We start from the raw sequence: 15,627 nt of genomic DNA on the forward strand, positions 1-15,627 counted from the left end.
GTTTTTTATATTATCTTCTTTATTGATAAACAAAAAAACCTGATATAAACATACCAGGTTCTATCATTACTTAATGATTTTTAGTGAAAATTACAGGCTTTCAGTGAAAGTACGAGTAATTACATCACGTTGTTGTTCTGGTGTCAGTGAGTTAAAACGCACTGCATAGCCGGATACACGAATAGTCAATTGAGGATATTTCTCAGGATTGTTAACGGCATCTTCTAATGTTTCACGGCTTAATACGTTAACGTTTAGGTGTTGACCACCTTCTACACGTACTACCGGTTTAGATTCTACCGGTACTTCACGGTATTCGATGTTGCCTAATGCATCACGGCTAACAACTTGGCCTTCTTCAAAGCCTTTTTTTGCACAAATACAACGTGCTTCGCCGTTTTCATCATCTAACAACCAAAAAGAATGTAATAAATCGTCGTTATCAGCTTTAGTAATTTGGATACCAGTAATCATTTCGACCTCCAATGTGGGCACAAAATCAAATTCTAATGGCATATCAGAATTTGGGTATTTGGTCTAACCAATGTTTCTGTTTACTTATATACCAGTATAAATGGCGTCATTCTTTGATAAATATCAATAAAATTGATAAGGACATAACGGGTAATGGTGCAAAGTCTTGTTTTAAATCAATAATTACAACCCATGCAATTGCAATTTTTTTTGTAAATTTTCAAAAAATTTTTTAAATAACAATTAATTCGATTTTTTCGAGACGGAACATTTTCTTTCCATGGGTGAAATCGGTAAGCTTAGCCCCATAAGATATCAACAAGGATTTTATGTTATGACTACACCATTAACTTGGCATGATGTAATAGGTGCTGAAAAAGAAAAACCCTATTTTCAGCAAATTTTGTCTCAAGTCGCACAACAAAGACAAGCAGGCAAAATAATTTATCCTCCACAAGAAGATGTATTTAACGCTTTTCGCTTCACTCCCTTTGAAAATGTTAATGTTGTGATTTTAGGTCAAGATCCTTACCACGGCCCCAATCAAGCCCATGGGCTTTCCTTTTCTGTACGTCCCGGTGTTCCGGCTCCCCCTTCATTAGTTAATATGTATAAAGAGCTTGAACAAGAATACCCTGACTTCAAACGACCTAATCATGGTTATCTTGAGAGTTGGGCTCAACAAGGGGTATTACTACTTAATACTGTTCTTACGGTAGAGAAAGGCCAAGCTCACTCTCATGCTAACTATGGTTGGGAAGTTTTTACTGACGCGGTTATCGAACAAATTAATCAACGTCGTGAAGGAGTTATTTTCCTACTTTGGGGCGCTCATGCTCAGAAAAAAGGTCGTTTTATTGATACTAATAAACACTTTATCTTAAAAGCCCCTCACCCTTCACCACTCTCTGCACATCGTGGTTTTTTAGGATGTGGTCATTTTAAACAAACCAATAATCTATTAGCGCAACAAGGACGCACGCCCATTAATTGGCAACTTGATCCTATTGAATAAACTAGTGATAAAAACACAAAACCGCACAAAAGTGCGGTTTACTTATCCTACGCCCTGACTTGGCGCATTGATATAAGAATTATGGCTCTTATTTCGATACTACTACCATTGCTGGACGTAATAGACGACCATTTAAGGTATAGCCTTTTTGCATCACATCAACGACATGGTTTGCTTCATGCTCAGGACTATCAATTAATGTCATAGCTTGGTGTACTTCGGGGTTGAAGGCGACATTTTTTTCTTCAACGACTTCAATACCAAACTTACGCACCGCATCTAAGAATGATTTCAGGGTTAACTCTAAACCTTCAATCATCGGTTTCATTTGTTCATTTTCATGATCAGCGGCAGATAAAGCACGCTCTAAATTATCCAATACAGGTAGTAGCTCATTAGAAAATTTCTCAAGCGCAAATTTATGTGCTTTTTCAACATCCTGTTGAGTACGACGGCGAATATTCTCAATTTCGGCTTGAGCACGGATCATCGCTTCACGTTCCGTTTTTTGTGATTGCTGCAACTGTTTTTCCAACTCATCAACGCGTGCAAGCGCTTGAACTAACTCAGCTTGTGCATCAAACTCCGCCTGAGCGTCTTCGCTTTTCACTTGCTCTTGAGATTCATTCATTACCGATTCCATTCCTTCTTTTTCTTTTGAGACTTGCTCTTCATGTACGTTTTGTTCTTTACTACTCATGAATATCTCCGCGTAGTTTTAGTATTCATCTTCATATTTAGTTTATTATGGGGATCAATAAACGGGTTTCAAGGAATAGGCGCTAAACGAGGGTAAAAAAAATGCCAGATAATACCGTAACGGAAGAAAAACAATTTAAATGCATTGGCATCGTCGGTCATCCCCGCCATCCTGAAGCACTTTCGACACATGAAATGCTCTATTATTGGCTCCTTGATAAAGGATATGACGTCATTATCGATACCCAAGTTGCTGAAGAATTAAAACTCACCGATGCACAAACGGGCGATTTAACACAAGTCGGCAAACTCGCTGATCTGGTTATTGTTGTTGGGGGTGATGGCAATATGCTAGGCGCCGCCCGTGTTTTATCGCGCTATAATATCAAAGTGATTGGTGTAAACCGCGGTAACTTAGGTTTTCTGACCGATCTTGATCCTGATAACGCATTACAACAATTAACTAATGTATTAGCAGGCCATTATCGTGAAGAAAAACGCTTCTTACTTGAAGCTCGTGTCTGTGCTGAAGGACAAAGAACACGGATTGGCACCGCCATTAATGAAGTCGTGCTTCACCCCGGCAAAGTGGCGCATATGATTGAGTTTGAAGTCTATATTGATGATCGTTTTGCATTTTCACAACGTTCTGATGGTCTAATTATTACCACACCAACCGGATCGACGGCGTATTCACTCTCTGCAGGTGGCCCTATTCTTACACCTAATCTTGATGCGATTGCGCTGGTTCCGATGTTTCCCCATACGCTCTCTTCACGCCCTTTAGTCATTAGTAGCGACAGTCAAATTCGCTTAAAATTCTCACAAACCAATATTGATTACGAAGTCAGTTGTGATAGTCAGCTTGTATTACCTATCAAAGAAGGGGATGAGGTAATTATTAAGCGGAGTCGACAAAAACTTAATTTAGTCCACCCAACTGACTACAACTATTTTAATACACTCAGCTCAAAATTAGGTTGGTCAAAAAAAATGTTCTGATTTTTGTGCCTCGCTACTTTACTGTATAAAAAACCAGTTTATACTGTATGTAATTACAGATATGTTTTTATACAGGAGAGGCACTATGCTGACTCAATTAACTATTAGTCATTTTGCCATAGTCCGTGAACTTGAAATCGACTTTTCTGGTGGCATGACCACAATTACCGGTGAAACGGGCGCAGGTAAATCTATTGCGATTGACGCATTAGGCTTGTGTTTAGGAAACCGTGGTGATGCTAATATGGTTCGCCCTGGTGCCACTAGAGCGGATTTATGCGCACGATTTTCACTCTCTGATACCCCTTCAGCCCAGCGTTGGTTAGAAGAACATCATCTTGACGATCATAACGAATGCCTATTAAGAAGAACCATTGCAGCAGATGGCCGCTCTCGTGGTTTTATTAATGGTACTTCTGTCCCTTTGTCTCAACTAAGAGAGCTTGGCTCATTGCTGATCCAAATTCATGGGCAACATGCTCATCAACAACTATTAGAGCCTCGCTACCAAAAACATTTACTTGATATCTATGCTAATGAACCTGCTTTATTAAAAAAGATGAAAGCGGCTTATCAAACCTGGCATCAGAGTTGCCAAACCTTAGCGACTTTTCAACAACAATCTTTAGAAAGAGAAGCAAGGCAACAACTGATTGATTATCACTTAAAAGAGCTTAACGAGTTCCAACCTGTTGCGGGGGAATACCCTGAATTAGATCAAGAGTATAAAAGGTTATCTAATTGTGGTCAATTTCTGACCTTGAGCCAAAATAGTTTGCAGATCTTAAGTGATAACGAAGAACAAAATATTTTAAGTATGCTGAATGTGGCCAAACATGAGATCAGCGAACTTTCCACAATGGAGAGCCAATTTAATTCACTGTTAGATATGCTGGAAGAAGCAAGTATTCAAATTAGCGAAGTGAGTGATGAACTACGCCACTACAGTGATCGTTTAGAAATGGATCCTAACCGTTTATTCGAATTAGAAAAACGTATTTCCAAATATATTAGTCTATCTCGTAAACATCGTGTCACCCCTGAAGAGCTATATGAATTGCATCAACAATTAATTGAAGAAAAAGAGGCACTATTACGCCAAAATGATGACTGTGATGCATTAATGGAACAAGTTAAAATTGATCATGCAGCTGCATTGGACGTGGCAAAACAACTTCATCAAATTCGTCAACAGTATGCACACGAATTAAGCCTGTTGATTACCAATAGCATGCATCAATTATCAATGCCTCATGGCTATCTTACTGTAGATACATTGTTTGATGAAAATGTCTTACAAATTGATGGTGCGACAAAAGTTGAGTTCAATGTCACCACCAACCCGGGGCAACCTCATCAAGCACTCTCTAAAGTTGCGTCTGGCGGTGAGCTATCACGTATCGCACTTGCTATCCAAGTGATCACCGCAAAAAAAATGGATACACCCGCGCTGATTTTTGATGAAGTGGATGTTGGTATTAGTGGACCAACAGCAGCTATTGTCGGTAAATTATTGCGTGAATTAGGCGAATCGACACAAGTTATGTGTGTTACTCACCTACCGCAAGTAGCAGGCTGTGGTCATCAACACTATTTTGTTAATAAAGAGACTAATGGTGAAGAGACAGAAACCACCATGAAGCTGTTAACTAAAAAAGAGCGTTTACAGGAGTTAGCCCGCTTATTAGCAGGAAGTGAAGTGACTAAAAACACCCTTGCTAACGCAAAAGATCTGCTGGCAGCCTAACGATTAACAAACTTTTATCGATATTTAGGGTCTTAGGCAGAGTGTGAAAGGTTTTCAATTGCTGCATTGTCGATTATCATCGTCACTATGACCCTAAAAGGAATGTAATAGCCATGCGTTTTAAACTGTTAAAAGTTGCCGCCTTATCTTTAGTCGTAATGACTTCAGGTTGCTCGATGTTCGAAAGACTGGTTTATCACCCAGATATCAATCAGGGTAATTATTTAACACCAGCCGAAGTCGCCAAAGTTCAACAAGGAATGACACAGCAGCAAGTTCAATTTGCCCTCGGAACACCTATGCTGAAAGATCCTTTCGGAACTCAAACTTGGTATTATGTTTTCCGTGAACAGCCAGGCCATCAAAAAGTGCGTCAAGAAACTCTGACACTGACATTTGATAATAATGGCATACTGACTAAGATTGACAAACAAGGTGATATGCCGAGTTTTTCTAATCAAACCAGTAAAGACTAATCTCACTATACGATTGGCAAAAACGAAATTGCACCCCATTTGTAATTCAACAATGGGGTGTGTTTTATGACCAACATATCGGCGCAATCAATGAGATACAATGATTTGATTATGACGTAGTGAAAATGTTAACTATTCAGTTTTCTGGCGTGCTTTTTCAGCGCGTTTACGGCGCATCTCTTTAGGATCAGCGATTAACGGTCGATAGATTTCAACGCGATCGCCATCACGCACATTATCACTCAATTTTGCTGGCCGACTATAGATACCCACTTTATTTTTAGTTAAATCGATATCATTACAAATCGTTAAAATATTTGAGGCAATAATTGCTTGTTCAACAGTATCCCCCAGTGTTAACTCCACAGGGATAACATATTGTTTATCTGGTAACGCGTAGGCTACCTCAACCCATATTTTAGTCACGATAAATCTCTTTCGCTCTTTGAGTAAACGCCTGCACCATATTATTTGTTAAGTCTTTAAAAATACGGCCAAAAGCTAACTCAATTAATTTATTGGTGAACTCAAAGTCTAGCTGAAACTCAACCTTACATGCATTATCATCTAATGCGGTAAATACCCAGCCTCCGGTTAGTTTACGAAAAGGGCCATCCACAAGACGCATATCAACACGTTCATTGGTTTTTAAAAAATTATGGGTAGTAAATGTTTTACTGATCCCTGCTTTAGAAACCTGAACAGATGCAATCATTTCTTCTGGAGTGCTTTTGATCAGTTTACTTCCAACGCATCCTGGTAGAAAATCAGGATAAGTAAGAACATCATTCACTAGTTTAAACATTTGCTCTGCACTAAAAGGAACTAGAGCAGATCGACTAATCTGAGGCATAGTTATTCCTGTACGACAACACTGTGTGCGATCATATCATTGAACAGTGATTAAATAAAAATCTAATGGAATATAGCTTAAGTTTTACGCAATTGAAAAGAAAACAGACGCTTAAATGATTTCTTTCTATTGCTCATACAGTATAATGTGGAAATTATGACAAAGAAAAAATCACACAAACCCGGCTCTGCCACTATTGCACTCAATAAACGTGCTCGCCATGAATATTTCATTGAAGATGAAATCGAGGCGGGACTGTCGTTACAGGGCTGGGAAGTTAAATCACTGCGTGCGGGTAAAGCCAATATCAGTGATAGCTATGTAATCATGCGTGATGGTGAGGCGTACCTGTTTGGTGCCACCATTACACCGTTAAACGTTGCCTCTACTCATGTTGTTTGTGATCCGACACGTACGCGTAAGCTGTTATTAAAACAACGTGAATTAGCTAATCTCTATGGCCAAATAAACCGTGATGGTTACACCGTGGTTGCCCTTTCCTTATATTGGAAAAATGCATGGTGTAAAATCAAAATTGGCGTAGCTAAAGGTAAAAAAGATCACGATAAGCGTGACACCATAAAAGATCGTGAGTGGAAATTAGACAAAGCACGGATCATGAAAAATGCTAACCGCTAAATTGCGTTAACTACTAGCAATAGCAGGTATTTTTCTGATATACTCACTTTCAACAACTTGGGGCTGATTCTGGATTCGACGGGATTTGCGAAACCCAAGGTGCATGCCGAGGGGCGGTTGGCCTCGTAAAAAGCCGCAAAAAGATAGTCGCAAACGACAATCAATATAAAGCACTAGCAGCTTAATAACCTGCCTAGAGCCTTCTCTCCCTAGCTTCCGCTCTTAAGACGGGGATAAAGAGGAGTCAAACCCAAAAGAGATCGCGTGGATGCCTAGCTTGGGGTTGAAGCGTTAAATTTAATCAAGCTAGCTTATTTGTGGCGTGTCTGTCCGCAGCAAGTAAGTGAATTTAAAGACTAGACTAAGCATGTAGTGCCGCGGATGTAGAAATTTCGGACGCGGGTTCAACTCCCGCCAGCTCCACCAAATAAAACAAGGGGTTACGTGAAAACGTAGCCCCTTTCCTTTGTCTAATGACCACTTTACGTCCACTGCTTAATCTAGATTCATGAGTAGTTGCTATGAAATTTATAATATTATTTTCGCTAGTAACTGTATTAATTTTTATCCTAATGTTTTTTTTATTGTTACTGGCATCTTAGAAGCAAGTAATTTTGATAGTACAAAGTTCGATAACTGGTCAGAACTTTTCTCTATTATAAATGTACTATTAACATCTGCTCTATCTTTTACATCTCTGATGATATTGATTGCGACCCTTAAGAATACACAAAAAATGACTAAATCTACTTTTGATGCCTTAGTCAACCAGAGAGATGATAACCACATAAGCCAAATAGAAAGCCTATGCCAACGTTTTAATCAAACTTTAGATAAAGAAAATACCACTTTTGGTAATAGCGTAGACTGCTATTTTGATACTATGATTTCCGATTGGAACCATGGAACAGCTGATTGGATCATAGAAAATAAAATAAAATCTCATGAACTAGTATTAGAACATTGTAAATCTATAAGCATAAATTATATTGGTAGAATCAATACTGAAACTGATTTATTACTTAGCATATTAAGATCTTTATCTTCAATATCTGATTTAAACAAAAATGATATTGCAAGGGCAATAATAAAAGATAGTATTGATGCAGAGAGAAGATTTTGGTTTTGTTGTATGGTAGACGAAAAATCTAATCATGAGTTTTTTACTCACCTTGCTAACTTTACTGACTTTATGATTATGAATGAGTCCTTATCCCACGAAGTTTTTATGCAAGAAGTTATGTCAACTGACTCATAATCGCTTGGTCACTGGTTCAAGTCCAGTAGGGACCACCAAATTTTAGCTGTTAAATCAGCACATTAAGCCACTTCTTAGCAAGTGGCTTTTTTTTGTTTTTATAGGCCAATGGCGACAAAATGGCGACAGTTTTTGTAAGTATAAAATGAAACTCTTTCTACTTCGTTAAAAATAAGAAAATTAAATACCAAAGATAAATGCATTATTTTGTTATATATTGCATTGAATCATTATATTTTTTAATTTTATTAGGGTTTTCTATGATTATGGTAGGTGATGTACTTCTTGTTAATGGTAACAGTAAGCTTTCATCAGGTCTTATAGCAGCTCAAAAAACTATTTATTTACAAAGCCGCTCTAGCCATGTTGGGTTATTCATAGGGGAGGGGATCCTTATTCATGCAACTGGTGACAATGGTATCCACTTATCTTTTTTACCTGATGAGATTAAAAAAGTTTGTGAGGGATGGCAGGTCATTAGGCTTAAATATCTCACTGATGAACAAAGGGGTAATATTCAAAAGTCAGCTCTTTATTATGTTAGGCAGTCATATAACAAAAAAATCATGATGCATAACTCGTCTGAAACTGCTTTTTGTTCAGAATTAGTAGCTAAGATATATAATCGTGCAGAAATACCATTATTTTCAGGGAAATCATCTAGTAAAATAGCTCCAGCTCATTTCGATGAAGCAATAGATAGGGGCGAGCAATGGGAAGATGTTACTCATGAATATCATGAGTTATTAGCAGATATTGAAAAAAATGAGTTCATGTATAGGCAATGCTTTGATTCAATAAATAAAGGGTTAATGAAAAGGGCATTTACTAGTAGAGCTAGATCGACCCTCTTTGATATTTTAAAAAAAATAGCTGAAGATTCGGATGATACTGATTTTAAAAAGGTTATAGAAAAAATTCAGTTAGAACTTACTGAACAAAGGATTCTTAGTTTTTGGGATGAAAAGGATGGGCTACCTTTAGACGATAAGTAATATTTCAGTTTGCTTTTTCCTCTCAAGCCACATGTTTACTGTCTTTTTGAAATTATGTGGCTAATTTTGAGAATCAATAAAATCCACGTTAAATACAAATTTTCTATATATTTCATTGCATTGTATTTTTAACGCAATCCATTCTGTAATCCAATAACTGAAATCACCTGAAATCTTTTACAATCATTTCAGTTTGACGCTTACGCAAAGAACCCAATCCGCGCGCGCCCTCGCGATATGTTTTGTAAAAAATTCAAACTGAAATATTTTTTTGATCCAAATTGTGCAGGCGGGTGCGGAGTAGTGCGTTTTACGTGGTGAATGATTTTATTTTGTGAGTATTGAACGCCTTAGCGTGGCGTAAAAGTGGTTATATTGAGGGTATAAAAAAGCCCGCAAGCGCGGGCAAGGATGGTAACGGTTTTATCAGCCGATAACAGGTGAATACTTCTGTTTAAGTCCTGCTGATTTGGTGCCTGTGTTGCTAATGGCTGAGGCATTTAACGGACTGCCCGTGTTGTTATGAGTATGGCTTGCAGTGAGTGCAGCTAACTCATTCACCACATCTAAGGTATCTAACATGCATTGCATCACATTCAATTATTCATTACCTAAATAAACAACCGGTGCCGTGATTTTTTGCATGGCGCCTGCGATACTGGAACGAATCCCTCCTATTTTTTCCTCCAGTTTCTGACCAACATCAACCGTCATATTTTGCCCCACTGCAATAATCCTATTGGCTTGCGTTGCTTGGCTAAAGTCACCCTCTGCAATCTGCATAATGACACCTGCCATTAACGTGCTTGTGCCTATCAAGGTAGTTTTATCGGTGGCTTGTACGGTGGTTTCTCTTGCGATAACTGTGCGATTTTCCGTATCAGTTTTCACCTCACGATGCATCGACTCTTCAATAATTTTCTGGTCAGTTTGACGATGCCATGTGCCGTCCTGCGTAACCCGTTGTGATACTTCTTGGCGTTGCTGTTGCAGTTGTTCGCTTGGATGGCAAGAACTGACGGAAATTGACAACAACGCGAGTGAACAATATTGCATTAGTAGAAAGGATGAACTACTTAGCGAAAGACTACTCGAAGCACTATAATACGAGCTCACTGAGTATAGGTTATAGCACTCTTTAAGCTAAATAACGAAGCAGGTGTTTTTTAATCACCTGCGTTTTAGTGGTAACAACTGCATTAACAACAGTAGTTCTTATTTAAAGGGTAACCAGTTCTGCTATCTTTGTTGCAACATCCGTTAATGTATCTTCTCCTGTATCCAAGCCACTTCGAGAGGCAAGTAAAGGACTGACATTACGAAGAGCTTCATAGGTTGTATTATGAACAATCGGAACAAGTTGGTTACCCGCCAAAAGCGCCGAAAGCTCCTTATCAGCAACACCTTCTCTAGGCAGGCGGTTTAGTAATGCAGGTGTAACCAGTACTAACCCAATCCGCGAGTTTGCTAAACCTTTATCAATAGCTCGCATCATCGGGACACCAAGGGCAAGATCTTTCTCGCTAAACCAAACTTTAACACCCGCAGCCTCCAGTAAATCATGAAGCTCTTTGGCAATCCCCTGCCTATCATCCCACGCATGGCATAGAAAAACATCACGGAGATCGGGTTGCTCTACAGCTCGCTTTTCGACCGTTTGTCTAATTGGAGTAAGTGATTGCACTTGAGATGGCGTGTAAGACACAGATGAACCTGATTTTGACCAACTTGGTCTCGAGCTGCTGCTAGTTCCTCTGGTACTACCTCCATAGTTTCCTGATGAAGAATAAGGACTGTAAGTATCGTAGTTATAGCTGCGGCGATAACCACCACGATTTCGGCATGCTGGGCAGGCTGCGGCCGCTGCTGCTGATTTATGCCCACGTACTGGAGCTGTACATCTTGACATATAAGACTTTCCTTCTATTTCTCTAAAAATATTATTTTGGCTTCGTACCAATGATTAAACGTCAGTACCTATAACTATTAGACTCAACTTAAAAATCAAAGAGAGATGACAAGTAGAATCAATTATTACCTGTGCAGTTAAACAGTATACTAAAAGTTATTGTTCAAATAACCTTCAACTTTATACTTTTTCTCTATTTCGAACTTAACCAGTTACTAGATTAATATTTAATATCAAATAAATAATTATTTTATATATTTTATTTTGTCATCACTTAATTTTTAACCTAAGTTAAATATTAAACTCTTTTTACCAAAAAATGTGATTTTGCCTAATTGCGATTCCTGTCAATTTATATAAATGTTAATAATGCATTTAACTTAGGATAAACTGGCTCAGTTCTTAGTGGCTAAAGAATACTTAAGTGTTTGCGAAGAAAAATTCACCATTAAACCCGAATTCCTTCAGCCAATTACCGCTTAAGGTGAGTTACGGGCTGGGGGGTTAGGTTTACCGTCGTTCAGGTGGTAACACACTGTATAGTAACTAGTTTTTTCTCTTCAACTTTAAGGCTGCCGTATTTACGTACGAAAAAATGATTGACTTGGTTGAACGTAAAAAAACGTGGAGAGCGGTTTGAATGCAGGCTATGAGCCAATGTAAGCATTAGCTTCAAGGAGAAAGTTTATGGAGTCTGCTCGTGATAAATGTACCCGGGAGATCGTCGATGCTGAGGATCTCTGGTGGCTGGATAACGTTGATACTGAAGGCTATGTGTGCTGGGGATGCGGTATAACTATGCACCCTGCTGCATGGGAAAAAGATAAAAAAATACTCTTTTAGTTTCTTTCAAATAATAATGTATCGAAGGTAATTCATCTGCTATACATTATTATTTCATTGGTCTGCTTTTTAGGTATCTTAATAATCATCTAATAATAATGGTGATATACGTTAATTTAAATTTAAGATAACACCTTTCTAATGGGATATATAAAAAAGTCTAATAGTCAGCGTTAAGTCAGAAGTAGAAGTAGAAGTAGAAGTAGAAGTAGAAGTAGAAGTAGAAGTAGAAGTAGAAGTAGAAGTAATGATAAGAAAATATAAAACACTATCGTAAAAGTCCAAATTATATGTCAAATAAAACGAAAAATTCCATCTACTACATTGTCTGAATTTTTAAGCTCGTTTTCAAGTTCTCGCATTAGCAATGCGAGAACCATTATGGTAACATATTCACTGACACGCCAAGCATGATATACTATCGTCATCGCAGCCAGCCCAATTGTACATAGAGCACAATCAGGTCTGACTCTTTAAGTATTCTATTTTTAGGTTCTGCTTTTTAGATTTTGATTTAATCCGAAACAAAAAATTTAACATCAATATCATAACTTGATGCTTGTAAAAGCCATGTATCTATAAGCTGATATGCTTGTAATGATTCAGCGGATATTTTTCCAATTCCTGAAAATTGGTTTTCAAAATGTTTTTTAGAAAAAGCATTGCCAATAACAATCCATATTTCTTTTCGAACAGATATCATTGAGCGACGGTCTTTAATTAAGTCAAGAACATCATCTAATGAATGGTTAATATCAAATTTTTTATTATATAACCGAATTCGGCTATTAAGTTTTATACCATTGTCATTTCCATTATCACTTGGCCAACATTTTTTTAATCTTGAAAGGTTTGCATATTCAAGAGATGAATTTTGAGAGATCAAGAAATGTATATTCTTTAATGCTTGACTCCCAACTTCTGTGATAGCACCTGCAGATGATTCTGGATTTATAGTTTTCCCACATTTCACATGAACATATACCAATTTACTTTTCGAAGAAATTACAAAATCTGCAGGCTCAGTATCCATGTCTGTACATAAAATCATATCAACATCCGGAATATGTTCATAAAAATCTCCAAGTTCAGAGATTGTCGGATTATAATTTTTCACATTTGATAGATTATCAATCAGACTAAATATTGAGTTCCTTCCGAATGCGGTTGATGTTAAATTAGGAAGATCCTTTTCACTTAAATTAGGGTTTGAAAGGCATTTTAGTGGATAAATCTTATCACGTACTGCTTGACTTATTTCTCCACCTTCAGAAGGTAGTTGAAACTTATAAAACATTCCATTCAAGAAAGTTACACCTTTGTTAAATAACAATTTAACTGTTTTAGCATTAAAAATATTTTCAGATGATACGATAGAACCATTTATATATATATTAACCTCATTACTATTAACTTTAAACTCACCATTCTTAAAATAAAAAACTATTTTGTTCTTAAAAATCGATGAAATATACTGTTTGTAATCAGACAATCTAAATTGTGGGGATATTTTTTTAATTATCCTAATGTTGGTATCCTCAAATTTAAAAAAAGAAACCCCCTTGTTATATGACTTAAATAAAAATGTATTTGGAATCACAATCCTACAATTAGAATACTCAAACTCAAGAACACCCGATATATCATTAAAATCAATTACACATGATATAGGTTCTTCATCTGGAGCCTCGTTAATAGCTTGAGAGAAAGAACTTAAAAAGTTACTTTTCAGTTTATTATCACTATCGAATATATACTTGATCTCATCAATCCATGCACAAAAACTATCGTAGTCAAAATTTCGATTTTTTTGATCACTTATCCTACCAGAACCTATTCCTAAATAATATGAGGATGCAATTTTGTCATCTATATTCAAATTAGAACCTTTCGCCGTCGTCACAGCATAACTTGAATTTGATTGTGGATGATTTGTACTTTCTAGGTTTTCGCTAATATAGGTAATCCCTTCGGCTTTTAATGAACTTCCGAATAATGCACGAGAAGTTGCTTGTGTTGTTCTAGATTTTTCTGTTTGAGAAAAAACCTTATAAAGAATATCGGAATTCACTGCTCTACCTAGATTCAGGTCAGTTCTATTATTAAATCGACGACGACTACTATCAAATATAGCAACTAAAGTTCCAAGGTCTTTTACTATTACAACTTCTAAGGAGGGTTCAAAAAACAATCTATCCATTAAAAACTTAGAATTATTAAAACAAACAGAAGTTATCACTCCAGTTTTTTTATCATATTTTGACAAAGCCCCTTCTCTAGTAAACTCCCAATAAATTTTATCCATAAAATCAGCCAAATCAAAATTAGGAAGTTTATTTATAAAGCATACTGATGCTAAAGGAATAACTAAGGATTTTGCAGGTTCAAACTCCGCGAAATTAAATTTCTTTTTATATGAAGATTCAAAATAACTATGCTCAGGAAAAGCATCCAAATAGCTTTTTAGCAAAGAGGCAGTATTTAGTGTGTTCAAGAATTTTTCAGAAGAAGATTTATCCGATATATAATCATCGAACTCAATATAGTTACTCCAAAGTCTAAAATTTTTACTTTTTTCTAACTCAAATATGATTGGATTATAATCACGAAAAACTCTCACAACACGACCAATTGTTTGAACTAACTCCTTACCACTTCCAACAGAATAGGTAAGAATCAGTATCTTCGCCTGCGGGAGATCTATTCCCTCGTCAAGCTTACGTTGATGGATATAAACTTCATATTCAAGTTCGTCAATTTTAGCTGGGACATAGTGTAAGTTATCATCTAGAGGCTCATCTTTGAAACGGTCGTGAATCGCAAGTGTTTTAAATGTATCCTTAAGAAGAAAATAATACTCACAAATATCATCGAAATTTCGGCATTTCACAATACAAACAGCATCTGGATATTTTCCCCTAAAATCCAATATCTTACGTATCAATTGTTCAGGAGTAATCTCCTCAAATATTGGTTTAACTATAACCTTATCATTTATAGCCTTCTTATATGTATATATAAATGAATGCTTTACATCTATATCAAAATTAAATAAATCATTTCTATAAGGAGTTGCTGTTATGATTACTTTTTTTGATACAAATTTTCTTATAACAAAACCCCATTGTGGTGATGGTTCAGCATGGCCTTCATCTATAAGTATTAATTGGAAAGAGTTTTTTATTTTATCTATATCCGCTTCTGGTAAATTTGTAAGCTTTTGAAATGTGGTACAATAGACACCACTAAGAACATCTAGCGAGATACCATTGATAACATTCTTTTTTACCAATGAGGGGTCATATTTATCTTGCAATATTTTCTCAAAAAAACTTCCTTTTAGTTGCCTGTATAATTGATTACATACAGCACGTCTATGGCTTACAACCAGGATTTTATCAATTTTACTATAATGAGCCACACAACATATCACACCGCTTTTACCTGAACCAGTAGGTAAACTAATCAGGCATGAGCCTTCTGATGGTTCATCTAAATAATTAGATATAGTATTAATACTGTCGTTTTGACAATCTCGTAACATAGAGACTATTGATTCTGGAATTTCTACGCTCATTAACTATCCCCACAGATTTTAGATATATGTAATTCCGTTAAACCTTTATTAATAAAGGACCATTATAGCCATCCAATATAATGATTTTTGTTATAAATAATCCTTATGATCAGTTTTACAAAAAACTTTAAGTGTCCTTT

The 15,627-nt window shown here is 36.6% G+C and carries 14 protein-coding genes, 1 other RNA gene and 1 pseudogene; 9 read left to right on the forward strand and 7 right to left on the reverse strand.

The window, feature by feature from the left end:
* Positions 1-90 precede the first annotated feature (90 nt).
* Positions 91-474 (reverse strand): autonomous glycyl radical cofactor GrcA, encoded by a 384-nt coding sequence (grcA, locus tag HMPREF0693_RS04960; RefSeq protein ID WP_004248459.1) that lies wholly within the window; start codon positions 472-474, stop codon positions 91-93.
* Positions 475-808: 334 nt separating this feature from the next.
* On the opposite strand from grcA, the gene ung reads away from it, so the two are divergent.
* A complete protein-coding gene (ung, locus tag HMPREF0693_RS04970) occupies positions 809-1,489 on the forward strand; it encodes a uracil-DNA glycosylase (RefSeq protein WP_012368143.1) in 681 nt (226 codons plus the stop codon).
* Positions 1,490-1,577: 88 nt separating this feature from the next.
* Here ung and grpE read toward each other — a convergent pair whose 3' ends face one another.
* Positions 1,578-2,189 (reverse strand): nucleotide exchange factor GrpE, encoded by a 612-nt coding sequence (gene grpE / locus HMPREF0693_RS04975; RefSeq protein WP_004243909.1) that lies wholly within the window; start codon positions 2,187-2,189, stop codon positions 1,578-1,580.
* Positions 2,190-2,290: 101 nt separating this feature from the next.
* Between grpE and nadK the strand changes: the two genes are divergently transcribed.
* The 3 genes from nadK (at position 2,291) to bamE (ending at position 5,413) form a co-directional block, all read left to right on the forward strand.
* On the forward strand, positions 2,291-3,190 hold the full coding sequence (nadK, locus tag HMPREF0693_RS04980; RefSeq protein ID WP_004243910.1) for an NAD(+) kinase: 900 nt from the start codon (positions 2,291-2,293) through the stop codon (positions 3,188-3,190).
* An 85-nt stretch (positions 3,191-3,275) separates the two neighbouring features.
* Positions 3,276-4,937 carry a DNA repair protein RecN gene (gene recN / locus HMPREF0693_RS04985; protein ID WP_004243911.1) on the forward strand — a complete coding sequence of 554 codons (1,662 nt, stop codon included), beginning with the start codon at positions 3,276-3,278 and terminating at the stop codon, positions 4,935-4,937.
* 113 nt (positions 4,938-5,050) lie between these two features.
* Positions 5,051-5,413: an outer membrane protein assembly factor BamE gene (gene bamE / locus HMPREF0693_RS04990; protein ID WP_004243912.1), complete on the forward strand. Its 363-nt coding sequence runs from the start codon at positions 5,051-5,053 to the stop codon at positions 5,411-5,413.
* A gap of 132 nt (positions 5,414-5,545) precedes the next feature.
* On the opposite strand, the gene HMPREF0693_RS04995 is transcribed toward bamE, so the two are convergent.
* Together HMPREF0693_RS04995 and HMPREF0693_RS05000 are read right to left on the reverse strand one after the other, a co-directional pair.
* Positions 5,546-5,839 carry an RnfH family protein gene (locus HMPREF0693_RS04995; RefSeq protein WP_004243913.1) on the reverse strand — a complete coding sequence of 98 codons (294 nt, stop codon included), beginning with the start codon at positions 5,837-5,839 and terminating at the stop codon, positions 5,546-5,548.
* On the reverse strand, positions 5,832-6,266 hold the full coding sequence (locus tag HMPREF0693_RS05000; protein ID WP_004243914.1) for a type II toxin-antitoxin system RatA family toxin: 435 nt from the start codon (positions 6,264-6,266) through the stop codon (positions 5,832-5,834). Before HMPREF0693_RS05000 ends, HMPREF0693_RS04995 begins: the two co-directional genes overlap by 8 nt.
* Positions 6,267-6,422: 156 nt before the next feature.
* Here HMPREF0693_RS05000 and smpB point away from each other — a divergent pair, with 156 nt between their 5' ends.
* From smpB to HMPREF0693_RS05015, 4 genes are all read left to right on the forward strand, one after another.
* Complete coding sequence (smpB, locus tag HMPREF0693_RS05005) at positions 6,423-6,905, forward strand: SsrA-binding protein SmpB (protein ID WP_004243915.1); 483 nt, start codon at positions 6,423-6,425, stop codon at positions 6,903-6,905.
* Between the two features lie 59 nt (positions 6,906-6,964).
* Positions 6,965-7,331: a transfer-messenger RNA gene (gene ssrA / locus HMPREF0693_RS18485) on the forward strand.
* A gap of 310 nt (positions 7,332-7,641) precedes the next feature.
* Positions 7,642-8,163 (forward strand): hypothetical protein, encoded by a 522-nt coding sequence (locus HMPREF0693_RS18490; protein ID WP_150024396.1) that lies wholly within the window; start codon positions 7,642-7,644, stop codon positions 8,161-8,163.
* A gap of 260 nt (positions 8,164-8,423) precedes the next feature.
* Positions 8,424-9,158: a YiiX/YebB-like N1pC/P60 family cysteine hydrolase gene (locus tag HMPREF0693_RS05015; protein WP_004243918.1), complete on the forward strand. Its 735-nt coding sequence runs from the start codon at positions 8,424-8,426 to the stop codon at positions 9,156-9,158.
* Between the two features lie 426 nt (positions 9,159-9,584).
* On the opposite strand, the pseudogene HMPREF0693_RS05020 reads toward HMPREF0693_RS05015, so the two are convergent.
* Positions 9,585-10,163 (reverse strand): annotated as a pseudogene (locus tag HMPREF0693_RS05020) (hypothetical protein); the annotation flags it as partial.
* Between the two features lie 214 nt (positions 10,164-10,377).
* Positions 10,378-11,067, reverse strand: coding sequence for a toll/interleukin-1 receptor domain-containing protein (locus HMPREF0693_RS05025; RefSeq protein ID WP_036932184.1), 690 nt, complete (start codon positions 11,065-11,067; stop codon positions 10,378-10,380).
* A gap of 687 nt (positions 11,068-11,754) precedes the next feature.
* On the opposite strand from HMPREF0693_RS05025, the gene HMPREF0693_RS18885 reads away from it, so the two are divergent.
* Entirely contained in the window at positions 11,755-11,910 is a 156-nt protein-coding gene (locus HMPREF0693_RS18885) for a hypothetical protein (protein ID WP_004243923.1), read from the forward strand.
* Between the two features lie 514 nt (positions 11,911-12,424).
* Here the strand turns inward: HMPREF0693_RS18885 and HMPREF0693_RS05030 are convergent.
* The gene (locus HMPREF0693_RS05030; protein WP_004243925.1) at positions 12,425-15,487 is read right to left on the reverse strand and encodes a DEAD/DEAH box helicase; all 3,063 of its coding nucleotides are present in this window, start codon (positions 15,485-15,487) and stop codon (positions 12,425-12,427) included.
* Between the last annotated feature and the right edge of the window lie 140 nt (positions 15,488-15,627).

The organism is Proteus mirabilis ATCC 29906 (genome assembly GCF_000160755.1).
Taxonomy (GTDB): Bacteria; Pseudomonadota; Gammaproteobacteria; order Enterobacterales; family Enterobacteriaceae; genus Proteus; species Proteus mirabilis.